This window comes from Halomonas salsilacus, assembly GCF_051216275.1.
Classification (GTDB): domain Bacteria; phylum Pseudomonadota; class Gammaproteobacteria; order Pseudomonadales; family Halomonadaceae; genus Halomonas.
Genome location: NZ_JBPKAQ010000009.1, coordinates 13,800 through 35,757 on the forward strand (window position 1 = coordinate 13,800; position 21,958 = coordinate 35,757).

The 21,958-nt window shown below is 67.5% G+C and carries 23 protein-coding genes; 13 read left to right on the plus strand and 10 right to left on the minus strand.

Features of this window, described 5'->3' with window-relative positions; all coding sequences use genetic code 11:
- Positions 1 to 294: 294 nt before the first annotated feature.
- The 3 genes from ACR80S_RS13060 (at position 295) to ACR80S_RS13070 (ending at position 3,000) form a co-directional block, all read left to right on the plus strand.
- Positions 295 to 2,187 (plus strand): beta-ketoacyl synthase, encoded by a 1,893-nt coding sequence (locus ACR80S_RS13060; RefSeq protein ID WP_435401937.1) that lies wholly within the window; start codon positions 295 to 297, stop codon positions 2,185 to 2,187.
- Positions 2,184 to 2,663 (plus strand): pantetheine-phosphate adenylyltransferase, encoded by a 480-nt coding sequence (gene coaD / locus ACR80S_RS13065; RefSeq protein WP_435401891.1) that lies wholly within the window; start codon positions 2,184 to 2,186, stop codon positions 2,661 to 2,663. Before ACR80S_RS13060 ends, coaD begins: the two co-directional genes overlap by 4 nt.
- 88 nt (positions 2,664 to 2,751) lie before the next feature.
- Positions 2,752 to 3,000 (plus strand): YfhL family 4Fe-4S dicluster ferredoxin, encoded by a 249-nt coding sequence (locus ACR80S_RS13070; protein ID WP_290909703.1) that lies wholly within the window; start codon positions 2,752 to 2,754, stop codon positions 2,998 to 3,000.
- A gap of 109 nt (positions 3,001 to 3,109) precedes the next feature.
- Here the strand turns inward: ACR80S_RS13070 and ACR80S_RS13075 are convergent, their stop codons facing one another.
- Positions 3,110 to 3,424 carry a hypothetical protein gene (locus ACR80S_RS13075; protein WP_435401892.1) on the minus strand — a complete coding sequence of 105 codons (315 nt, stop codon included), beginning with the start codon at positions 3,422 to 3,424 and terminating at the stop codon, positions 3,110 to 3,112.
- Positions 3,425 to 3,638: 214 nt separating this feature from the next.
- Here ACR80S_RS13075 and ACR80S_RS13080 point away from each other — a divergent pair, with 214 nt between their 5' ends.
- The 4 genes from ACR80S_RS13080 (at position 3,639) to ACR80S_RS13095 (ending at position 7,799) form a co-directional block, all read left to right on the plus strand.
- Positions 3,639 to 4,265 carry an outer membrane beta-barrel protein gene (locus ACR80S_RS13080; protein ID WP_435403425.1) on the plus strand — a complete coding sequence of 209 codons (627 nt, stop codon included), beginning with the start codon at positions 3,639 to 3,641 and terminating at the stop codon, positions 4,263 to 4,265.
- A gap of 116 nt (positions 4,266 to 4,381) precedes the next feature.
- Positions 4,382 to 5,737 carry an MATE family efflux transporter gene (locus ACR80S_RS13085; RefSeq protein ID WP_435403426.1) on the plus strand — a complete coding sequence of 452 codons (1,356 nt, stop codon included), beginning with the start codon at positions 4,382 to 4,384 and terminating at the stop codon, positions 5,735 to 5,737.
- A gap of 132 nt (positions 5,738 to 5,869) precedes the next feature.
- On the plus strand, positions 5,870 to 7,183 hold the full coding sequence (locus ACR80S_RS13090) for a short-chain fatty acid transporter (protein ID WP_435403427.1): 1,314 nt from the start codon (positions 5,870 to 5,872) through the stop codon (positions 7,181 to 7,183).
- 88 nt (positions 7,184 to 7,271) lie between these two features.
- Positions 7,272 to 7,799 (plus strand): acyl-CoA thioesterase, encoded by a 528-nt coding sequence (locus ACR80S_RS13095; RefSeq protein WP_435403428.1) that lies wholly within the window; start codon positions 7,272 to 7,274, stop codon positions 7,797 to 7,799.
- On the opposite strand, the gene ACR80S_RS13100 is transcribed toward ACR80S_RS13095, so the two are convergent.
- The 3 genes from ACR80S_RS13100 to ACR80S_RS13110 form a co-directional block, all read right to left on the minus strand.
- Positions 7,796 to 8,116 carry an I78 family peptidase inhibitor gene (locus ACR80S_RS13100; protein ID WP_435403429.1) on the minus strand — a complete coding sequence of 107 codons (321 nt, stop codon included), beginning with the start codon at positions 8,114 to 8,116 and terminating at the stop codon, positions 7,796 to 7,798. The genes ACR80S_RS13095 and ACR80S_RS13100 overlap by 4 nt on opposite strands.
- An 84-nt stretch (positions 8,117 to 8,200) precedes the next feature.
- Complete coding sequence (locus tag ACR80S_RS13105) at positions 8,201 to 8,332, minus strand: entericidin A/B family lipoprotein (protein WP_435401898.1); 132 nt, start codon at positions 8,330 to 8,332, stop codon at positions 8,201 to 8,203.
- Positions 8,333 to 8,404: 72 nt separating this feature from the next.
- Entirely contained in the window at positions 8,405 to 9,151 is a 747-nt protein-coding gene (locus tag ACR80S_RS13110; protein ID WP_435403430.1) for a sulfite exporter TauE/SafE family protein, read from the minus strand.
- A 118-nt stretch (positions 9,152 to 9,269) separates the two neighbouring features.
- On the opposite strand from ACR80S_RS13110, the gene ACR80S_RS13115 reads away from it, so the two are divergent.
- Positions 9,270 to 9,698: an HIT domain-containing protein gene (locus ACR80S_RS13115; RefSeq protein WP_435401900.1), complete on the plus strand. Its 429-nt coding sequence runs from the start codon at positions 9,270 to 9,272 to the stop codon at positions 9,696 to 9,698.
- A gap of 8 nt (positions 9,699 to 9,706) precedes the next feature.
- On the opposite strand, the gene ACR80S_RS13120 is transcribed toward ACR80S_RS13115, so the two are convergent.
- The 4 genes from ACR80S_RS13120 to ACR80S_RS13135 form a co-directional block, all read right to left on the minus strand.
- Complete coding sequence (locus ACR80S_RS13120; protein WP_435403431.1) at positions 9,707 to 10,756, minus strand: nickel/cobalt transporter; 1,050 nt, start codon at positions 10,754 to 10,756, stop codon at positions 9,707 to 9,709.
- Positions 10,747 to 11,415: a DUF1007 family protein gene (locus tag ACR80S_RS13125; RefSeq protein ID WP_435401902.1), complete on the minus strand. Its 669-nt coding sequence runs from the start codon at positions 11,413 to 11,415 to the stop codon at positions 10,747 to 10,749. Before ACR80S_RS13125 ends, ACR80S_RS13120 begins: the two co-directional genes overlap by 10 nt.
- A gap of 75 nt (positions 11,416 to 11,490) precedes the next feature.
- A complete protein-coding gene (locus ACR80S_RS13130) occupies positions 11,491 to 11,850 on the minus strand; it encodes an outer membrane protein assembly factor BamD (RefSeq protein ID WP_435401903.1) in 360 nt (119 codons plus the stop codon).
- A complete protein-coding gene (locus ACR80S_RS13135) occupies positions 11,847 to 12,410 on the minus strand; it encodes a hypothetical protein (protein ID WP_435401904.1) in 564 nt (187 codons plus the stop codon). Before ACR80S_RS13135 ends, ACR80S_RS13130 begins: the two co-directional genes overlap by 4 nt.
- Positions 12,411 to 12,536: 126 nt before the next feature.
- Here ACR80S_RS13135 and ACR80S_RS13140 point away from each other — a divergent pair, with 126 nt between their 5' ends.
- Both ACR80S_RS13140 and ACR80S_RS13145 read left to right on the plus strand, forming a co-directional pair.
- Positions 12,537 to 13,673: a glycerate kinase gene (locus ACR80S_RS13140; RefSeq protein WP_435403432.1), complete on the plus strand. Its 1,137-nt coding sequence runs from the start codon at positions 12,537 to 12,539 to the stop codon at positions 13,671 to 13,673.
- Positions 13,674 to 13,831: 158 nt separating this feature from the next.
- Positions 13,832 to 14,305 (plus strand): Dps family protein, encoded by a 474-nt coding sequence (locus ACR80S_RS13145; RefSeq protein WP_435401906.1) that lies wholly within the window; start codon positions 13,832 to 13,834, stop codon positions 14,303 to 14,305.
- A gap of 72 nt (positions 14,306 to 14,377) precedes the next feature.
- Here the strand turns inward: ACR80S_RS13145 and ACR80S_RS13150 are convergent, their stop codons facing one another.
- Together ACR80S_RS13150 and ACR80S_RS13155 are read right to left on the minus strand one after the other, a co-directional pair.
- On the minus strand, positions 14,378 to 15,838 hold the full coding sequence (locus ACR80S_RS13150; RefSeq protein WP_435403433.1) for an aminoacyl-histidine dipeptidase: 1,461 nt from the start codon (positions 15,836 to 15,838) through the stop codon (positions 14,378 to 14,380).
- 26 nt (positions 15,839 to 15,864) lie between these two features.
- Complete coding sequence (locus tag ACR80S_RS13155) at positions 15,865 to 18,030, minus strand: tRNA(Met) cytidine acetyltransferase TmcA (protein ID WP_435403434.1); 2,166 nt, start codon at positions 18,028 to 18,030, stop codon at positions 15,865 to 15,867.
- A 458-nt stretch (positions 18,031 to 18,488) separates the two neighbouring features.
- On the opposite strand from ACR80S_RS13155, the gene dctP reads away from it, so the two are divergent.
- The 3 genes from dctP to ACR80S_RS13170 all read left to right on the plus strand — a co-directional run bounded on the left by dctP (position 18,489) and on the right by ACR80S_RS13170 (position 21,549).
- Positions 18,489 to 19,592, plus strand: a complete 1,104-nt coding sequence (gene dctP, locus ACR80S_RS13160; RefSeq protein ID WP_435403435.1) for a TRAP transporter substrate-binding protein DctP — start codon at positions 18,489 to 18,491, stop codon at positions 19,590 to 19,592.
- 125 nt (positions 19,593 to 19,717) lie between these two features.
- A complete protein-coding gene (locus tag ACR80S_RS13165; RefSeq protein WP_435401910.1) occupies positions 19,718 to 20,218 on the plus strand; it encodes a TRAP transporter small permease subunit in 501 nt (166 codons plus the stop codon).
- Positions 20,215 to 21,549 (plus strand): TRAP transporter large permease, encoded by a 1,335-nt coding sequence (locus tag ACR80S_RS13170; protein ID WP_435401911.1) that lies wholly within the window; start codon positions 20,215 to 20,217, stop codon positions 21,547 to 21,549. Before ACR80S_RS13165 ends, ACR80S_RS13170 begins: the two co-directional genes overlap by 4 nt.
- Positions 21,550 to 21,958 lie beyond the last annotated feature (409 nt).

A 21,958-nucleotide genomic window follows, 5' to 3' on the forward strand; every position in this document is an offset into this window, starting at 1 on the left:
GCAACGCCAGGTAACCGATGGCAACAGGCCGGAAGCGAAGCGAAAAAATGAGCGCACACAGAGGCGTTGCGCCCATGACCACTGGCATGACTCAAACAGTCGCGTTAAATCGACAGACACCCTGTCCCATTTCAAACGAATGTTTCATCTTCGCTTCGACGTTTGCCCGTGGCGGCCCCATGACGCCGCCACTGAGCGGGTGCTATGATTCGTGGCCTGATACCTGTAACGACTCGTAGACATCAACAGCACAACGAGGAATCCGGCTTGCCACATTTACCGGTGATCGTCGGCATGGGCGGCGTGAACCCCGCCGGCAGAACCTCGGGCCACCAGGCGTTTCGTCGCACCGTGCTCGACGCCCTGCCCGACGACGACCAGGCCCGGACCCTGCTGGGTCTGGCGGCCATGATGCGCCTGGCCAGCGCGGATGAAACGGATGGCTGGCGTGACGCCGACGGCCGGCCCCTCGAGGCCGCCGAGATCGTCGCCCAGACCCGCCAGCAGGTGCTCGACCATACCCTGATCCGCCGCATCGAGGATCCCCGCTTCAACGAGGCGGGCCTGCCCGCCAATCGCCGGGCCAGCCTCGAGCTGGATGCGCCCCTGATTTTCCGCATCCGTCGGCGCCAGCTGCCTGAGGACCTGCCGCCCACCTGGCAGGTACGCGAGCTCGACCGCCACACCAGGGAGGTCACGGTGCCTGCCGGCAGCATGGACGTCATGCTGCCCGAGACTCGCCCGGCCCAGGTGCGTACCGCCGGCCAGCTGCCCAGCGGCTTCGAGCCCAGCAAGCTCTATCACAGCGTGCACCACCCTCGGGGGCTCTCCATGGCGATCTTCGCCGCCAGCGATTGCCTGGGCGACAGCGGCCTGTCGTGGGACAGCCTGCGCGACCGCCTCGACCCCGACGAGGTCGCCGTCTACGCCGGCAACTCCATCGGCCAGCTCGATGACGATGGCTGGGGCGGCCTGCTCAAGAGTTTCGTCTCCGGCAACCGCGCCACCTCCAAGCAGATGCCGCTGGGTTATAGTCAGATGCCCGCCGACTTCCTCAACGCCTATGTGCTGGGCAGCGTGGGCGGCACCGGTGCGGCGCTGGGCGCCTGCGCCAGCTTCCTCTACAACCTGCGCCTGGGCGTGGACGACATCCAGGCCGGCCGCCGCCGGGTGGTGATGGTAGGCACCGCCGATGCCCCGGTGACCCCCGAGATCATCGAGGGCTTTCGCGCCATGGGGGCATTGGCCGATGATGACAGCCTCAAGGCCCTGGACGCCCTCAGCCTGCTCACCGACGCCGACTACCAGCGCGCCTGCCGGCCCTTTGCCCGCAACTGCGGCTTCACCATCGCCGAGTCCAGCCAGTTCGTGATGTTGATGGACGACAGCTTGGCCATGGAAGTGGGTGCCGAGATTCTCGGCAGCGTACCCGGCGTCTTCGTCAACGCCGACGGCTGGAAGCGTTCCATCTCCGCCCCTGGCATCGGCAATTACATCACCCTGGCCAAGGCGGCCTCCCTGGTGCGCGAGATACTCGGCGAGGAGGCGCTGCGCCGGCGCACCTTCCTCCACGCCCACGGCACCAGCACCCCCAAGAACCGGGTGACCGAGTCCCATGTCTTCGACCTGGTGGCCCGGGCCTACGGCATCCATGACTGGCCGGTGGTGGCGGTCAAGGCCTATGTGGGCCACTCCCAGGGCAGCGCCGCAGGCGATCAGCTGACCAGCGCCCTGGGCAGCTTCGCCCATGGCCTGTTGCCCGGCATCGCCACCCTCGACGCCGTGGCCGACGACGTGCACGCCGAGCGCCTGCACCTCTCCAGGGAGCCCATGGGCCTCGAGGCAGATGCCGCCTTTATCAACGCCAAGGGCTTCGGCGGAAACAACGCCACCGGCGTCCTGCTCTCCCCGGCGGTGACCGAGCGCCTGTTGACCGTGCGCCATGGCGAGACCGCCGTGGCCGCTTGGCAGGATCGTCGCGAGGCAACCCGCGAGGCCGCCGCCGACTACCGCCGCCGCGCCGATCTGGGGCAGTTCACCGCCAGCTACCGCTTCGGCGTAGGGGTGCTGGAAGGCCCCGAACTCACCATGAGCGACACACAGCTGCAGATTCCCGGCTATGCGCGCCCCGTTTCCCTGGCGGTGAACAATCCCTACGGACGACTCCCGGACGCTGAGAACCGATGAACACTGCCGTCTATCCCGGTACCTTCGACCCCCTCACCAACGGCCACTTCGACCTGATCGAGCGCGCCTCGCGCCTCTTCGACAAGGTGGTGGTCGCAATCTCGGCCAGCCCCGGCAAGGGGCCTGCCTTCGACATCGATTTGCGGATCGCCCTGGCTCGCGAGGTGGTCGCCGGCCTGGACAACATCGAAGTGGTTGGCTTCTCGGGGCTGATGACCGAATTCATGCAGCAACAGCAGGCGCGGATCCTGCTGCGCGGCTTGCGGGCGGTCTCGGATTTCGAGTACGAGCTGCAGCTGGCCAACATGAACCGCGCTCAGATGCCGGAGCTCGAGACCGTCTTTCTCACCCCGGCGGTGGAGAACTCCTACATCTCCTCCACCCTGATTCGCGAGATCGCCAAGCTCGGCGGCGACGTATCCCAGCACGTGCACCCCAGGGTCGCTGAGGCGCTGAAGAACCTTTATAATACTTGACCATCAGTATCGGGCTTTCCTCCGCCGCGCCTCCACGCTGGCGGACCTCATTCCATGCGCCCGACCAGAGCTTTCGTGAGGTAGTCCCATGGCCCTGATGATCACCGACGAGTGCATCAACTGCGACGTCTGCGAGCCCGAATGCCCCAACGGCGCCATCTCGCCGGGGGAGGAGATCTACGTCATCGACCCCAACCTCTGCACCGAGTGCGTCGGCCACTATGACGAGCCGCAGTGCCAGCAGGTCTGCCCGGTGGACTGCATCCCTCTCGACCCGGAGCGCGAGGAGAGCCGCGACGAACTGATGGCGAAGTACCACATCATCACCGCGGCCTGAACCTCGGGCGCCCGCATCCATCGCCTGGCTCACGCCTGAAACGCAGAACGCCCCGCTATTAAGCAGGGGCGTTCTGCATTTGACGACTGCAAGAAGGGCAGGAAGCGCCCTACATCTCGTCGGCGCGCCGGCTCACCGTACACCCCAGGCAGCGCCGGAAGGCCGCCTCCGCGGGGGTCTTGATCAACGTCTCGGCGGCGCTGTCCACCCCGCCCCCCAGGGCGGTGAAGGGCAGCGAAACCAGAAACACCGCGGTGCCTGCCACCGTGGCCACCGCCAGCAGCGGCCGGGCAACCAGCGCATCGACCACCATGGCACCGCCGCTGGGCTGGGCCTCCATGCGCTGCTGCTGGGCCACCGCCGGCGAGCTTCCCAGCATCGCCACCAGCGCCAGTACGAAGAAGAATACGGTTCGCTTGCCCATCGCTGTCACTCCCCTGCTCCCTGCCGTCTCGGCGGCGTCTGTCATACTTTTAGGTGAACGCTGCCAGCCATACCAAGCATGGCGCTCATCATCATTAGCTTCTAGAATGGCTGAGGTTACATCCTTTCACAGGATCTTACATCAGGGTAGACGGCTTTGCCCGCTTGCCCAACCTCGCAGGCCCCACCTGCCACACCATGCAATGGAGAGCATGATGAAGCGTCTGATCGCCACCGCCGCCCTGGCCACCCTGGTCGCCACCCCCGCCTTCGCCCAGAGCTACCCGGGCTTGCCCGACGAGGGCTTCTACCTGGGCACCGCCATCGGCCAGGCCAAGTTCAAGAATGATGACTTTCTAAGTCTGGGTAATGACGGTTTTAATGTCGACCGAAAGGACACTGCGTTCAAGCTTTTTGCCGGCTATCAGTTCAATCCCAACTTTGCAGTAGAAGCGAACTATGTCAATTTTGGAGATTTTGAAGCAAACGCTTTCGCTACAGATGGTCTCAATGTGGCTTCTGGAAGCGTGAAGGCCAGTGCCGATGGCTTTGGATTTGCCCTGGTAGGTCGTCTGCCCATCGATGCCGGCTTCAGCGTCTTCGGCAAGTTGGGGCTGATCGCTTGGGATGGTGACATCTCAGGCAACGCCACTATGAATGGCACAACAGTCGTCGACATTCGGCAAAGTGATGATGATATTGACCCTTTCTACGGCATAGGCGTGGAGTACGTAGTGAACCAGGTAATGGTGCGTGCCGAGTTCGAGCGCTACGATCTGAGCTCCAGCGGAGAGGATTACGAGATCGATCTGATCTCCGCCAGTATCGGCTACCGTTTCTAAGGCCTGAATTTCAAGAACAGCCACCGCCCTTCAGCCGCCCCGCCCTCGTGCGGGGCGGTTGCGTTATGGGAGCGGCGAGGCGAGGATGACCCGCTTTCCCCCTCAGCAGGTTTGCCGTGAACCGCTCCTCTCCCGCCAGGGCCTCACACCCCGACGCCACTCCCCGGCGCATCTGGATCCTGGCCTGGCCGATCATCCTCTCCAACGTCACCGTTCCGCTGCTGGGGTTGGTGGATACCGCGGTGATGGGCCACCTGCCGGACTCCCGCTACCTGGCTGGGGTGACCCTGGGCGCCACCCTGTTCAGCTTTCTCTACTGGGGCTTCGGTTTCCTGCGCATGGGGACCACCGGGCTCACCTCTCAGGCGGTGGGTCGCGAGAACGACAGCGATGTGCGCAACCTGCTGGGCCAGTCGCTGCTGCTGGCGGCTGTGATCGGCACCCTACTGATCCTCTTCTCGCGCCCGCTCATCGCGCTGGGCCTGTGGCTACTTGGCGGCAGCGAGGTGGCCACGGCGCTTGCCGCCGAGTATGCCGAGATCCGTATCCTCTCGGCGCCGGCGGTGCTGGCCAACTACGCCATTCTCGGCTGGTTCCTGGGCCAGCAGAATTCCCGGGTCACCCTGGCCATCCTGGTGCTGACCAACGCCGTCAATATCGTCCTCGACCTGGTGTTTGTGGTCGGGCTGGGCATGACCAGCGACGGGGTGGCCTGGGCCACGGTGATCGCCGATTACTCCGCCCTGGCCTTCGGCCTGTGGCTGGTCTCGCGCCAGCTGAAGCGGCTCGATGGGCACTTCCTGCGCAGCCGGCTCCTGGCGCTGGCCGCCTACGGCGAGCTGTTTGCGGTCAACGCCAATCTCTTCGTACGCACCCTGGGGCTGCTGTTCGCCATGGCCTTCTTCACCTCCCGGGGGGCGGCCCAGGGCGATACCGTGCTGGCCGCCAACGCCGTGCTGCTGCAGTTCATCATGCTCACCAGCTACGCCCTGGACGGCTTCGCCCATGCCGCCGAGGCCATCGCCGGGCGCGCCGTGGGGCGCCGTCGCTGGGACGAGTTCGGCCAGGCGGTGAAGAGTGCCGCTTGGCTCTCGCTGGCCACCGCCGGGGCCGCGGCCCTGGCCTTCGCCCTCGGCGGCCAGTGGCTGATCGCCCTGCTCACCGGCCTGCCGGAGGTGCGCGAGACCGCCGCCATCTACCTGCCATGGATGGTACTGATGCCGCTGATCGCGGTGTGGAGCTATCTGCTGGATGGCGTCTTCATCGGTGCCACGGCGATCCGCGAGATGCGCAACAGCATCTTCGCCGGGCTCGCCGCCTACCTGCCCGCCTGGTGGCTCACCCAGGCGCTGCTGCCGGAATCGCTCACCAACCACGGCCTGTGGTTCGCCTTCATCCTGTTTGCAGTGGTGCGCTCGGCGGTGCTCGGCGCCTACTACCGGCACTACCGCCGCACCCACTGGCGCGGCTGAGCGGCTCCTCGTGTTCGCCTGCGTTGGCGGGCAGGGTGGCGCAAGCCCCTGAAGCTGCGCTACTTTCTGTGAGACACGCCAATCTCGACAACAGACCGAACTCACAACGGTTTCAAAACAAAGGGAACTCCCATGCTCAAGGCCCTCTCCAGGCCGGCCGTCAAGCTGGTCGAACGCTACCTGCCCGACCCCTATATCTTCGTGCTGCTGCTGACCCTGATCGCCGCGGTGGCCGCCATCGCCGTGGAGCGCCAGACGCCGCTGGCGGTGATGCGCATGTGGGGCGATGGCTTCTGGAGCCTACTGACCTTCTCGATGCAGATGCTGCTGGTGCTGGTCACCGGCTTCATGCTGGCCAGCTCGCCGCCCGTGAAGAAACTGCTGCAGCGCCTGGCGGCGCTGGCCAAGGGCCCGGGCGGTGCCATCCTGCTGGTGACCTATGTATCGCTGGCCGCCAGCTGGATCAACTGGGGTTTCGGCCTGGTGGTGGGCGCGCTGTTCGCCAAGGAACTGGCCCGCCTGGTCAAGGTGGACTACCGGCTGCTGGTGGCCAGCGCCTACTCCGGCTTCGTGGTGTGGCACGGCGGCCTGGCCGGCTCCATTCCGTTGACCATCGCCACCGACGGCCACTTCAGCGCCGACCAGATCGGCGTGATCGGCACCGGCTCGACCATCTTCGCCTTCTTCAACATCGCCATCGTGGCTTGCCTGTTCATCACCATCCCGCTGGTCAACCGCCTGATGCTCCCCGACGAGAAGGAGAGCGTCTACGTCGATCCCAAGCTGCTGGAAGAGGACGCCCCGGAGAGCCAGTCGCGCATCCGCCGCCCCGCCGAGCGCCTGGAAAACAGCGTGATCCTGGCCTGGCTGGTGGGTATCCCCGGCCTGATCTACCTGCTCGACCACTTCGTCCTGCGCGGAGGCGGGCTGAACCTGAACATCGTCAACTTCCTGTTCCTGTTCCTGGCCATCGTGCTGCACCGCACCCCCCGCAGCCTGCTGATCAGCCTCAACGAGGCGATCAAGGGCGGCGCCGGCATCGTCATCCAGTTCCCCTTCTACGCCGGGATCATGGCGATCATGGTGCAGTCGGGCCTGGCGGCCACCATGTCCGAGGCGCTGGTGTCATTCGCGACCGAGACCTCGCTGCCGTTCTGGTCCTTCATCAGCGCCGGCATCGTCAACCTCTTCGTGCCCTCCGGCGGCGGCCAGTGGGCCGTGCAGGCGCCGGTCATGCTGCCCGCCGCCGAGGCGCTGGGCGTGGATATCTCGCGGGTGGCCATGGCCGTCGCCTGGGGTGACGCCTGGACCAACCTGCTGCAGCCCTTCTGGGCCCTGCCGGTGCTGGCCATCGCCGGCCTCAAGGCTAAAGATATCATGGGCTTCTGCCTGATCCAGCTGTTCATCACCGGGGCGGTCATCGCCGTCGGCCTGACCTGGTTCTGACGCCTTCACCAGGCCGGAACGTTAACGCCTTGTCTCCCGATGGGAACAAGGCGTTATGCTGTCAGGAACCGCCAACAGGAAAGAACCGATGGACGAACATGACCTGCCCGGCCAGCACGAGCTCTCCATGACCGTGCTGATGACCCCCGACATGGCCAACTTCAGCGGCAAGGTGCACGGCGGCGCCATCCTCAAGAAGCTCGACGAGGTGGCCTTCGCCTGTGCCAGCCGCTACTCGGGCCACTATGTGGTGACCCTCTCGGTGGACCAGGTGCTGTTCAAGCAGCCCATTCACGTGGGCGAGCTGGTGACCTTCCTGGCCAGCGTCAACCACGTGGGGCGATCCTCCATGGAGATCGGCATCAAGGTGGTGGCGGAGGATATCCGCGAGAAACTGATTCGCCACACCAACAGCTGCTACCTGACCATGGTGGCGGTGGACGACGAGGGTGAGCCCGCCCCCGTGCCCCCGCTGGCGCTGGCGACCCGGCTGCAGAGGCTGCGTTTCGAGAAGGCGGCGCTGCGCAAGAAGCTGCGCAAGCAGGCCGAGGAGGAGGAGCGCCGCACCCAGGCCGAGCACGGCATCGACGACCCGGATGCGGTCGCCGAAGATTAGCCGCAGCCGATCTCGGTAATGACATCGCCCTCGTCCAGGCGGACGTTGAGCCGATCCGGGCGGTAGTCGAGGGTCACCGCTTCGCCGGGACGGACCACCCGCATGGCCGCCGCACCGCTCTCGGCGTGGATCGCCTCGCCCAGGGCCGCGCTGTACTCGCGCCCCACGCGGTCCTGCACCTGAACCGCACCGCATTCGCCGCGGGTCTCCACCCGGGGCGGCGGCGGCGCCGATTCATGGGCCGGCGGGGAGGTCATCCCGGCACAGCCGGCCAGCATCAGGCCGGCAACGACGGTGGGGAGCAGCTTGAAAGGCATGGCCTTCTCCTCTTCCTTGATGAAAAGGCCGAAGCGGGTCGCCCCGCTCCGGCCTGTGGCAGAGCTGTTCGGTACAGCGGTATATCAGTCGGCGGAGCGCTGGATCGCCTCGCCGCCTCTCTCGATGTCCTCGCCGGCCCCACGCATGGTGTTGCAGCCGGAGAGCAGCGAGAGGGAGAACAGCGACAGCATCACGATGGCCATGGTGCGTTTCATTGGTTTGGCTCCTTGCCTATGGATCTTGGGTACCCGTATGCAATCTAGCACTGCCGGCGACGATCTGCCGGGTTATCCCAGTAGCAGACGCAGGATGATGGCAGTAATCATCGAGACGGTCAGCCACTTCACCACGAAGGCCCCGCGTGGACTCATGTTGACCTTCACCCCCACCCAGGCCCCACTCATGCTGCCGGCGGCCAGCACCAGGCCGTAGCTCCAGCGCACCTGGTCGTTGACCAGGAACACCGCCAACGCCGGCAGGGTGTAGATCAGGATGATCAACACCTTGAAGACGTTAACCTGGGCCAGGTCGATCTTCAGCATGCGGTAGAGCACCAGAATGAACAGGATCCCCACCCCGACCTGGATGAAGCCGCCGTAGAGCCCGATGGCGAACATCGCCAGGTAGACCGCCGGGGTGAGCCGCTCGGGCGTCAGCGGGCGGGTATCCAACCGCGGCTGGGGCAGCAACATCAGCACCGCGGAACCCGCCATCACCGCGATGAGGATCGCCTCGAAGAGGGCATCGCCAGCCTGCAGGGCCAGCCAGGCGCCGGCCAGGGAGCCGACCACCGCGGGCAGCGAGAGCCGCAGCGAGAGTCCCACATGACGGGCCCCGGCGCGCAGGAAGCTGGTCACCGCCGAGAGGCTCTGTAGGGCGATGGAGACGCGGTTGGTGCCGTTGGCCGCCTGGGGCGGCAGGCCCAGGAACATCAGCAGCGGCAGGGTGAGCATCGAGCCGCCCGCCGAGAGCACGTTGATGAAGCCGGCCACAGCCCCGATCAACAGCAGGGCGAGGGCCTCCAGCAGGGTCATGGCGCCCCCTCATGACGCCTGGTCAAGGGGCGCTCAGCCTGGCCGAGGCCGCGGGAGAACTCGAGCCGGGGGAGATATGGCATGATGCCGGATCACCACCCCGGCAAGAGGAAAGGAGATGGAAGACGTCGCACTCGATGAGCGCCTGACAGATGACAGCTACCCCGTCACCGAGCTGCCGCTGTGCCAGCTGCGCCTGATGGATGACACCCGCTACCCCTGGCTGATACTGATCCCCCGCCGGCGCGGGGTCAGCGAGGTGTTCGAGCTGGACGAGGCCGACCAGCAGCAGCTGTGGCGTGAGGCCAGCCGGATCGGCCAGGCCTTCAAGGCGTTCCTGGGCGCCGACAAGCTCAACGTGGCCAGCCTCGGCAACGTGGTGCCGCAGCTGCACGTGCACCTGGTGCTGCGCCGCCAGGACGACGAGGCCTGGCCGGGGCCGGTGTGGGGCAAGGGCGAGCCGCGCCGCTACGACCTGGACGAGCTCGCCGCCATGCGTGACCGCGTGCTGGCGCTGGTGGAGGGGCTGGATCTCAAGGCCGATTGACACTCCGCTCAACCGCCGAAGGGGTGGCGGCTCGGCGCCGGATCGGACGGGCCGCGCTCGGTCGGGGCGCTGCGCGAGGGCGGCTCGCCCAGCAGCGGCGCCCCGCTGGGCTGGCTGGCACCGGTCAGGGTGAGCGAGACACCGAGCACCACAATGGCCAGGCCGCCCGCCAGGGAGGCCCAGCCAAGGAGACGACCGGCGCGCTGGGCCTGCTGCTGGCTGGCCAGGCGCCGCTCCGCCCAGCCTCGGGCATAGACGCTGGCCAGGGCCAGCGCGGAGACCGTCAGCGCCGTGCCGAGCGACATCACCATCACCGCCGCCATCCCCACCGCGAAGTGGCCGAGCAGGGTCGCCGCCCCCAGCAGCAGCACCGCCCCGCTGCACGGCCGGATGCCGATGGCCACCACCGTGGCCAGGGCGGTGTGCCAGTCGCTGGCCCGCTGCGGATCCACATGGTGGTGGCCGCCGCAGCAGTCGTGATCATGGGTGTGGGGATGGTCCTGAGAGTGGGCATGCCCATGGCCGGCGTGGTGGTGGCCGGCGACCTCCGCCGGCTGGCGGCGCAGCTGGCGGATCGCCCGCAGGCAGAGCCAGGCCCCCAGCAGCGCCACCATCACGAAGCTGGCCTGTTCCACCCACACCACGCTGCCCATGGCCTGGCGCGTCAGCCAGCCCAGGCCGTGCACCAGCACCACCACCAGGGCGATGGCGACGCCCCCCTGCAGCAGCGAGGCGGCAAAGGAGAGCCCTAGCGCACGGCGACGTGCGCCGCCCTGGGAGATCAGATAGGTGGAGAGCACCGCCTTGCCGTGGCCCGGCCCCGCAGCGTGGAAGACCCCGTAGCCGAAGCTGATGCCGAGGAGGGTCGCCCAGGCCGCCGACGACGGCGCGCCGGAGAAGTCGCTGATGGCCAGGGTCAGGGCGCGATGGAAGTCGCGCTGCCAGGCCACCACTTGCAGGCTGAGCCCCTGCAGGGCCGGCTGCAGCAGCTGCCAAGCCACAAGCGCGAACAGCAGAGCGACTGCCAGTCGTATCAATCGCCGCAACGTTACTGGCATGTCACCTCCCCGGTCTCCGCGAAGTGGCGCCCGAGCCCCGGCTCGGCCTCGTCGTCCACGTCCAGCATCGCGGCCTGCAGGACCAACTCGGGGTCGGGGTTGGGCTGATGAATTCGGGTCTCACATGCCAGTTCCCCGCCCACCAGCAGGGCATCGTCCGCCGGCACCCGATTCTCCTCCTCGTGGACCATCTCGATGTAGTAGGTGGGATCGAACACCTGGTAGCTCAGGGTCTGGCCGGCCAGCGGCTGCGGTTCGGCCAGGGGCAGCAGGAAGATGAACTCGACTCGCCCACCGCGTTCCAGCACGGTGTAGTCGCTGACCGCGTCGAAGCCTTGCTTCTCGCCCGCCAGGGTCAGCTCGGTGTAGTAGCCGTAGGGCACCAGATTGTCGCGGATCTCGCTGCCGAGCTGGTCCAGGGCGGCCTCGAGGCCGCCATCACCGCCGGCCTGGCCCAGCTCCTCCAGCACCACCAGACTATAGAAGGGATCCATTCGCCAGGACTGGTGAAGGCCGGTGAGGTGGCCCTCGTCGTCCACCACCAGGCGCATGCGCAGGTCGATCCAGCCGTGGGGATGGGCCTGGGCCAGGCCGCTCATGGCGAAAAAAAGCACCGCCGCTGCGGTGAGGCCGAGGGGTCGTCGCAGTTGGTCGAACATGGTGTCTCTCTGGTTTTCCAGCCTGTTGCCTTGCAGGGTTTTGCGTCGAAGCCGGTCGAGTCGAAGCAGGGGAAATCAGCGCCACATGCCGAGCTGGTCCTGCATTTCCACCAGCAGGCGATCCAGGGTCTGCGGCGGCAGCGGGCGACCGCCCCGGGTCGCGGCCAGGCTCACCCGGCTCTGCTCACCCTCTCCCGAGACCTCCACCAGCACCCGGTAGCCGGGCCAGCGCGAGAAGACCGCCTCCAGGCGACCCAGGTCGGCATCGGCGTGGCGCACCACATAGCCGTTGGCCATCAGCACCTGGGCAGAGGCCCGCAGCGTCGCCTCGGGGGCGAAGGAGAAGTCCAGCTCGCGGGACGGCTCCCGGGAAGGCGAGGTGGCGCAGCCCACCAGCAGGAAGGAGAGCAGCATTGCGGGCAGCAGGCGGCTCATCGCACACCTCCCGCTTGGATGGCGCTGCGCAGCCGCTGGCAGAAGTCCGCGGTGCTGGCGCTGCGCGCCTCGGCCAGTTCGCCGCGCCAGTCGATCAACTGGATATCGCGACTCACCCTCACCTCGCCATCGCCGGCCAGCAGCGATACCCGCTCCAGCTCGGTCGCATCCCGGGTCAGGCTGCCCACGCCGCCGAAGCCAATCATCACGCCGCTGCTCACCCCGCCGCGACCGCCGCCGATGCCGATACCGCCGAACATGCCTCGGCTGTCCCAGCGGTCGTAACGGTCACCGTAGCCGGGCAGGATGCGAGTCCGCTCGGCGCTCACCAGCCCCAGGGCCAGGTCGGTGTGGCGAATCAGGAAGCCCTCGGCCTCCAGTGCCGCCACTGCCCCGGCCAGCAGGGCGCGCGGCGCCCAGTCACCGACCGGCCAACGGCACTCGGCCGCGGGGCGGGGCTCCGCCGCCGGCAGCGTGGAGGGGGTAGTCTGGCATCCGGCAAGCATCAGCACTGTCACCAGTGCTATCACCAGTACGCGAGGCAATCGCCGGAGGCGCATGGTCGTTCTCCCATGGATGGACTGAAGGCAGTGTACGCATCGGGCCTCGCAGAAGGAACGCCGGCGCTTTAGCTGGCTCTTCCATGGCGCTAAGCTGGGCGGGGATTCCCCCGCTGCGAGTCACATATGAAGATCCTCATTTGCCCGGATAGTTTCAAGGATGCCCTGCCCGCCGCGGCAGCGGCCCATGCCATTGCCTGCGGCATCCGCCGCCTGGGGGAGGAGATCGCGCTGGTAGAGTGTCCGCTGGCCGACGGCGGCGAGGGCAGCCTGGACGCCCTGCTGGCCGCCACCGGCGCCGAGCGGCGCACCGCTACCGTGCAGGACGCCCTGGGGCGTCCCGCCAGCGCCGCCTGGGGCTGGCTGGCCGAGCGCCGCACCGCCTTCGTGGAGCTGGCCGAGGCCAGCGGCATCCAGGCGCTGGTCCCGGCCGAGCGCACCGCCCTGCACAGCACCACCCATGGCGTGGGCGAGCTGATCCGCGCGGCGCTGGACGCTGGCGCCGAGCACCTGCTGCTGACCCTGGGCGGCAGCGCCACCAACGACGGTGGCGCCGGTATGTTGGTGGCGCTGGGCGCCCGGCTGCGGGACGCCGACGGTCGTGAGCTGCCCCCCGGCGGCGCGGCCCTGGCCGAGCTGGCCGAGCTCGATCTCTCTGGACTCGATCCGCGCCTGGCCGATCTTCACGTCGAGGCCGCGGTAGACGTCGACAACCCGCTGCTGGGGGAGCGCGGCGCCAGCGCGGTGTTCGGCCCCCAGAAGGGGGCCACCCCCGAGGATATCGCCCGACTGGACGCCGCCCTGGCGCGGTTCGCCGATGTGGCCGCCACGGCACTGGGCGAGGAGCACCGCGACCTGCCAGGCGCCGGCGCCGCCGGCGGCATGGGCTTCGCCGCCCGCGCCTTCCTGGGGGCGGGGCTGCGCCCCGGCATCGAACTGGTGATGGCCCAGGCCGGCTTCGCGGCGCTGCTGACAGAAGCCGACCTGGTGATCACCGGGGAGGGCCAGCTGGACGGCCAGAGCCTGGCCGGCAAGACCCCGGTGGGCGTGGCCCGCGCGGCGCGGGAGAAGAAGGTGCCGGTGGTGGTGCTGGCCGGGCGCCTGGCGCCGGGCTGGCAGGCGGCCAGCGGCGAGGGCGTCACCGCTGCCTTCGCCCTGGCCGATGGCCCCATGGCCCTGGACGAGGCCCTGGCGCGCTGCGCCGAGCTGCTCGCCGACCGCGCCGAGAGCGTGGTGCGCCTGTTTGCCGCGGCGCGGACCTGATCCGCCCACTTGAAACCCGCCTCGGCCGCCGGCATCTCATGGTCATTGGCTATGGCGGCCATGATCACTCTTGACGCCTCTGCCGCCTCGGCGAAGGAGTACACTCGTCCCTATTGCCACATTTGCCACTTTCCCATTGCGACCCAGGAGCCATCCCCATGAGCGACACCAATACCATCGGCCTGCACGAGGGGAGCGCCAGCCAGCTGGCCGAGAAGCTCAACGAGCTGCTGGCCAACTATCAGATTTTCTACATGAACGTGCGCGGCTACCACTGGAACGTGAAGGGCCCTCAGTTCTTCGAGCTGCATGCCAAGTTCGAGGAGTTCTACACCGACCTGCTGACCAAGGTGGACGAGGTCGCCGAGCGCATCCTGACCCTGGGCCATCAGCCGGTACACGCCTACAGTGACTACGTGACCATGTCGCGAATCACCGAGGCGAAGGACGTCACCGACGGCCAGGCCTGCGTGCTCGGCACCCTGCAGGGCTTCCAGACCCTGATCGAGCTGCAGCGCGAGATCCTCTCGCTGGCCTCCGATGCCGACGACGAGGGCACCGCCGCCCAGGCCGGCGACTATATCCGCGAACAGGAGAAGACCATCTGGATGCTTAATGCCTACCTGGGCTGAGCACCGATAGCCTGCAGGTTGATGCTACGACGACACCGCCTGCGGGCGGTGTCATCGTTTACCGCATGGACGTCAACGGGCCAGGTCCTCGACCAGCGCCCGCAGCAGGGTCCAGAACTCCGCCACCGAGGCGATCTCGACCCGCTCGTCGGGGGAGTGGGCGCCACGGATCAGCGGCCCGAAGGAGATCATCTCCAGGTGCGGGTACTTGCCGCCGAGAATGCCGCACTCCAGCCCCGCATGGATCACCTTGACCGCCGGGTCGCCGCCCATCCTCTCCCGATGCAGCCGGCAGAAGCGCGCCAGCAGGTCGCTGTCCGGCTGGGGCGTCCAGCCCGGGTAGGCATTCTCCACCCGCACCCGGGCGCCGATCAGGTCGAACAGCGCCGCGAAGCGATCGGCCAGGTCGGCGGTGGCGCTGTCGCGCAGCGAACGCACCAGGGCGCAGAGGTGAAAGCGCCCCGCCTTAAGGCCGACCACGCCAAGGTTGTTGGAGGTCTCCACCACCCCGGGCACCTCGCTGCTCATGCGCTCCACCCCGCAGGGCGCCGCATGCAGCGCCGCCACCAGCAGGTGGCTGGCCTGGGCGGTCAGCGCCTGGCTCTCCGGCATCGCCACCGGCGAGAGCGCCAGCGCCAGACCATCATCGACCCCGGCCAGCTCGCCGCGCAGCTCGACCGCAAGCGCCGCCACCCGCGCCATCGCGGCCTCGCGCCGGTCGTCGGGCAGGGCCAGGGTGGCGAAGGCCTCCCGCGGCAGGGCGTTGCGCAGCGTGCCGCCCTGGTAGTCCACAAGGCGCACCTCGTAGCCCTCCAGAGCACGCAGCACCCGCACCAGCAGCCGGTTGGCGTTGCCCAGCCCCTTGTGGATATCCATGCCGGAGTGGCCGCCCCTGAGGCCGGTGAGGGAGAGGCGCATCGCGACCTCGTCCTCGCCGAGGGGAGCGGTCGGCAGCTGCGCCTCCACCACCACGTCGGCGCCGCCGGCGCAGCCGATGTAGACCTCGCCGCGATCCTCGGAGTCCAGGTTGAGCAGCAGCCGGCCCGCAAGCCAACCCTCGGCCAGGTTCAGGGCGCCGCCCATGGAGGTCTCCTCCTCCAGGGTGAAGAGCGCCTCCAGCGGGCCATGCACCAGGGAATCGTCCTCGAGGATCGCCAGGGCCGCGGCCACGCCCAGGCCGTTGTCGGCGCCCAGGGTGGTATCGGTGGCGCGCAGCCATCCATCCTCGCCCACCCGGGTCTGGATCGGATCGCGGGTGAAGTCGTGGGGGTGGCCGGAATTAGCCTGGGCCACCATGTCCAGGTGGCCCTGGAGGATCACCCCCGGCGCCGCCTCATGGCCCGGCGTGGCGGGCTTGCGCAGGCGCAGGTTGCCGAAGGCGTCGCGGTCGTGGGCGAACCCCTGCCCATCGGCCCACTGCTCCAGGATGGCCACCAGCGCCGCCTCGTGGCCAGAGGGGCGCGGGGTGTCGCAGAGGGTGCGAAAATGGCGCCACAGCGGCTGCGGCTCAAGGGCTTCGAGATGTGCGTTCATGCGGTATCTGCTCCGTTATTACCGACCTACCTTACCCAGCTGGCCCCGGTTGGGGAAGTGGAGGCCAGCAGCGCTGCCGCGGCTTGACGAAGCCAGTCAGTGACCTGGCGCCGACCAGAGACGCCGAGCCGGGCGGCCAGCCACTCGGCGCTTCGCCCCTGAAAGCCCCAGGCCACCAGCAGGCCGAGTGATTCGTCACCGGCCGGCAGGCCCCGTGCCAGGGCATGGCGCACCAGCGCCTGCAGCGCCGGTCGGGCCAGGGCCGGCTCGCGCTGTGCGAGGGCCACGTCTTCCGCGTCGCGGCGATCGGCGGCGTCCAGCGCCGGGCCTTCCCCCTCCGCCAGCAGGGCGGCGGCGATCTCAGGTTCCAGCTCGCGCAGCTCGAAGGCCAGCAGCCCCGGCAGGGAGCGCTGGAAACGTATTGATAGCTCTTCCACCAGCGCTTCGCCGCGCTCGGTCAGCGGACGCGCCAACATCAGGGCATGCTCGCCGGTGGCGGTCTCCCGGGTTAGCCCCAGGCGCAGGGTGACAAAGCCCAGCGAGCGCCAGAAGGCGATCAGCCCCGGCTCGGCGCCGAAGCTCGACCCCAGCAGGTCGATACCATCACGGCTTGCCTGTTCGACCTCGGCCTCGATCATCCGCCGACCCAGCCCGGCGCGGCGCTGGGAGGCCGCCACAGCGATGCGCACCACGCGACGTAGCCTCGCCGTGAGCGCCTCGCGGCTGCCGGCGTGGGCGGCCAGCGACTGGGCCATTAGGTGGCCACGGGGGCGGCGCTCGCCGCGAGCCACCCGCCCGGCCAGTTCGAGAGCGAAGCCGCCCTCGTCGCCGGTAAGCACCACGCCCACCGGCGCCTTGTCGGATACCAGGGCACCGATGCCGACGCCGTGGCCGTCCAGCAGGCGGCGAAGGTCGGCGGGGGTGGTGCGGTAGTGGGCCTGCACCAGCAGGCCGAAGAGGGCGCGCAGCCTGGCCTCGTTATCGACCAGCTCGGCGATTACCACTCGCTGCCAGGCCGGCGCCATCGATGACGGGGCCGGCGGCGCCGGCTCGGCGTCGAGCAGCAACAGACGATTGACAAGCCCCTCCAGGGGGTCATCCGCCGCCCAGCGGATCGGCTCGCCCATATGCAGGCCCTGCCACGCCGGGGCCTCATGGGCGAGCCGATCGAGGAAGCGCACCGCGAAGCCCCGACCGGAGCCCTCGTAGCCGTGCACCGTGGTGGCGAAGGCGATGCGCGGGAAGGCCGTGAGCCACTCGCCGAGCAGGGCGGCGGGGATGGCCGCCGCTTCATCCACCAGCAGCCGCGCGCCGGCGCCGCCGGCCGCGCCCTCCCGGGCCAGGCGGGTCAGCTCGTCGGGGGGGACGAAGCGAACCCGTCGCTCGGCCAGCAGGAAGGCGTGCCCCTGGCGCTGCCCTGCCGGGCAGAGCGCTTCGAGGCGCTCGAACAGGCTCTCCACCGCCGCCGGCCGCGGCGCAGTGACCAGGATCTCCGCCTCGCCGGCCGCCAGCAGCCGCGCACAGGCGATGCCCAGGGCCGCACTCTTGCCACGGCCGCGGTCGGCGGTGATCACCAGCGGGCGACGCCGACGCTGGCGCACCAGACGCGCCACCGCCTCGGCCTGGTCGGTGGTCAGGCAGTCGGGGGCCGTGCTTGCGGGGTCCACAGCGGGGGGAGGCACTCGCGGGTCTTCCTCGGGCAGGGGTGGCAGGAAAGGCGCGTCCAGTGCCGGCCAACGAATCACCTCGGGGCTCGCATCCAGCAGGCCGGCCAGCCTCGCCAGATAGCGGGCGCTCAGCTGCTCGGGACGAAAGGGGTGCTCCGCCAGGCGCACGTAGTCGGCGTCGGGGCGCTCGCCCCAGCCGGGCGGCGTCATCAGCACCAGCAGGCCGCCCGCGCGCAGGGTGCCCGCCAGGGCGCCGAAGGCGTCGGGGTCAAAGCCTGCCCCCTCGGACACCGCATCCACCACCAGCAGGTCCTGTTCGCCCCCCAGACGGGTGCGGGCGAGACCGGGGGCCAGGCAGTCGGCATCGGCCAGCCCCGCCGGAACCTCGGGGGCCACCCACAGCGGCGACTGCCAGTCGCCGGCCTGCCACAGCGCCAGGGCGGCTTCCCGACAAGCGCCGGCCTCGCCGGTGAGCCACACCAGCCCGCGCCAGCGCCGACGCCCCAGTTCGGCCGCCCGCGCCATGATCTGCTCCGCCCTAGGTTCCACTATTGGCTCCAAGTACCGGCTCCACTATCGGCTCCAATGTCTGCTGCTCCGGCAGTTGCTCGGCCCCTCGCCTCTGGCATGGTTCTCACCCTGACGACACCATCTGCGACCATGGTCGTAGCACCCTTCGCATTCAACGCTGCCAAACTCGCCGACGCCGCCGTGAAAAATATATATACTGATGATATTAAAAGATAAATTTTGAACAATTGACGCCATCAGCCACCGCAGAGATGCCCTGTTGCCCGCTTTCAGCAGGCTATCGATTATGACAGTGTCGCCGTGCTAGCTTGGCAGGGCTGCCGAGCCTGCCCGTCCGGTCAACCACCAGCCGCAGGCGCTGTCCGCCCCGCCAACGTGACACAACAGGGGGTGGCTTCGGCACCCGAGACGTCTTCTCGGCCAACACCAATAACCCGTACAGGGAGCACTTCATGAAGAAGATGACCAAATTTGCCCTCACCGGCCTCGCCGCCGGTGTGGCGCTGGCCGCCCTCACCACCACCGCCCAGGCCCAGGAACGCTGGACCATGACCACCACCTGGCCGGAAAACATCGACCTGATCCAGATCGACCGCCACTGGGCCGAAATGGTCAACATGCTCGCCGGTGACGAGTTGGAGATCGAGTTCCGCGCCGGCGGCACCCTGATGCCCGGCACCGAGGTGTTCGACGCCACCGAGACCGGCAGCATCGAGGCCTCGGGGGACTGGCCCGGCTACTGGGCCGGCCGCAGCCCGGCCTTCTCGCCCCTGGCCACCACCACCAGCCTGTTCAACGGCGTGGACTACCTGAACTGGATCCAGCAATGGGGCGGCTGGGACCTCTACCAGGAGGTCTATGGTGATTACAACATGGTCTACCTGCCCTACGGCATCACCAACAATGAATCCGGCTTCATGGGCCGCACGCCTATCGAGAGCCTGGCCGATCTCGACGGCAAGCGCCTGCGTCTCTCCGGCCGTGACCAGGGTCGCGTTCTGGAAGAACTGGGCGGATCCCAGGTCACCCTGGCCGGTGGTGAGGTCTACCAGGCGATCGAGCGTGGCGTGATCGACGCCGGTGAATTCTCCACCCCGGGCGTCGACTACAACGTCGGCTTCGCCGAGGTAGCCGAGCACTGGACGGTGCCGGGCTGGCACCAGTCCGCCAGCGTGTTCGGCGTGATGATCAACAAGGATGCCTGGGATGCCCTCACCGAGGAGACCCAGGCGAAGCTGAAGATCGCCGCCGACGCCACCATGGCCTGGTCGCTGGCCTGGTCCGAGCGCGAGTCCACCGAGGGTACGGTGAACTTCAAGGAAGCCGGCGTGGAAATCCACCAGCTCTCCGACGACGACCTGGCCCGCATCCAGGACATCACCAACGATGTGATCCTGCGCGGCGCCTGCGAGGACCCGATGCACGCCAAGGTCTATCACTCCATGATCAGCTACCTGGAGCACTACGCCAACTGGCGTGATATCTCCGCGCCCTACAACATGAGCCGGACCATGGATAACCTCCCGTCGCTGGAAGAACTCGAAGCCTGTCTCTAAGCGCCAGTGAGACCTCCCGGTGATTCCGGGAGGTTCCGTGAGAGTGATCGCCACCGGCGCTGGAACGGCACCGGTGGCGTCTCCCGTCCTGTAGCTAACCTCCAAGACTCTCGAGACCACCGACCATGAATGCCATTGCCAAGGCGATCGATGCCCTCAACGAGGGGTTCGGTCGGCTGATTGCCCCTCTGATTGCCGTCATCACACTGATCGTCCTCTATGATATCGCCCTTCGCTACTTCGCGGGACGACCCAGCGACTGGGCCTTCGATGTCACCAAGATGTTGTTCGGTGCCCACTTCATGCTGATGGCCGCCTATGGCCTGCGCCATCACGCCCACGTCGAGGTGGACGTGCTCAAGCGCCTGCTCTCGCGCAGGAAGCAGGCCGTCATCGACATCCTCGGCTACCTGATCTTCTTTGTGCCCTTCATCTGGATGCTGCTGACCCTGGGCTGGAGCTTCTTCATGCGCTCCTTCAGCCGCGGCGAGACCACCTACGGCATGGTCTCGATCCCGGTCTATCCGATCAAGGGTGTGATCGTCTTCGCCGCCGTGCTGATCCTGCTCCAGGCCATCGCCATCGTCATCCGCGCCATCCAGCAGTTGCGGGAGGAAACCGCATGAACATGAGTCCCGAACTGCTCACCCTCTTCATGTTCGGCGGCCTGCTGGTCGGCCTGTTCATGGGGCATCCGCTGGCCTTCGTGCTCGGCGGCGTGGCCGTCATCGGCGCCTACCTGGGCCCCGGCGAGCGCGTGCTCGGCACCATCATCAACAACATCTATGGCAACGCCATGGACAACTATGTGCTGGTGGCCATCCCGCTGTTCGTGCTGATGGCGCGCTTCCTCAACGACTCCGGCGTCACCGAGAAGATGTTCGACACCATGCGACTGCTGCTGGCGAACCTGCGCGGCGGCCTGGCGCTGACCGTGGTTATCGTCTCGGTCCTGCTGGCCGCCACCACCGGCATCGTCGGTGCCTCCATCGCGGTGATGGGCATGATCGCCCTGGTGCCGATGCTCAAGTACGGCTATAACAAGGAGCTCAGCTCCGGGGTCATCATGGCCAGCGGCTGCCTGGGTATCCTGATTCCGCCGAGCATCATGCTGATCCTGATGGCCAGCTACTCGCCGGTGTCGGTGGGGGCCTTGTTCGCCGGCGCCCTGGTCCCGGGTGTGATGCTGGGCGTCATGTATGCCCTCTATGTGCTGATCATCTGTTACATCAAGCCCTCCTACGGGCCGAAAGTGCCGGCCGAGGAGCGTGCCGAGACCAGCACCGGCCAACTGCTGATCATGCTGGCCAAGTATGTGCTGCCGCCCATGTCGCTGATCCTCGGCGTGCTGGGTGCGCTGTTCACCGGCGTGGCCACCGCCACCGAGGCCTCGGCCATCGGGGTCTTCATCGCCTTCCTGCTGTTCATGATCTTCGGGGATCGCAAGCTCTCCACCTGCTACCGCACCCTGATCGACGCCGGCAAGACCACCACCATGGTGATGCTGGTGCTGGTGGGCGCCACCGCCTTCACCGGGGTCTTCTCCCGCGGCGGCGGCATGACGGTGATCAGCGAGCTGGTGCTGGCGATGCCCGGTGGCACCACCGGCGCGCTGATCCTGATGCTGTTCCTGGTGTTCATCCTGGGCATGTTCCTGGACTGGACCGGCATCGTGCTGCTCAGCTTCCCGATCATGCTGCCGATCGTGCAGCAGATGGGCATCGACGTGCTGTGGTTCGTGGTGATGGTGGCAGTGGTGCTGCAGACCTCCTTCCTGACCCCGCCCTTCGGCTATGCGCTGTTCTACCTGAAGGGCGTGGCGCCACCCGGGGTGGAGATCGTCGATCTCTACAAGGCGGTGATCCCCTTCGTGGCCATCATCGTGCTGGCCTGCCTGCTGATGGCCTTCTTCCCGGTCATCATCACCGGCCTGCCCTCGGCGCTGCTGGGCTACTGACCCCCGCACCCAGCCGACCGACCGGAGCGCCCGCCATGCCCTGCATGGCGGGCGCTCCGGTGTTCAATACCTGGTTTTCAATGCCTGAGCTCAATGACTAGCCTCACCGAGGGCGCTGGCAGGGCAGAAATTGACATGCGTCATGAAAACCCTTTTGCGTATCATTATCATTTGCAGCAGACAATAATTTTGCTATCGTCTTGATAGACCGAGACTGGCAGTGGAAACCGAACCGCCGCAGAGCGGACACGTCCCGACCGCCAACCCAAGGNGAAAACCCTTTTGCGTATCATTATCATTTGCAGCAGACAATAATTTTGCTATCGTCTTGATAGACCGAGACTGGCAGTGGAAACCGAACCGCCGCAGAGCGGACACGTCCCGACCGCCAACCCAAGGATCATCCAGA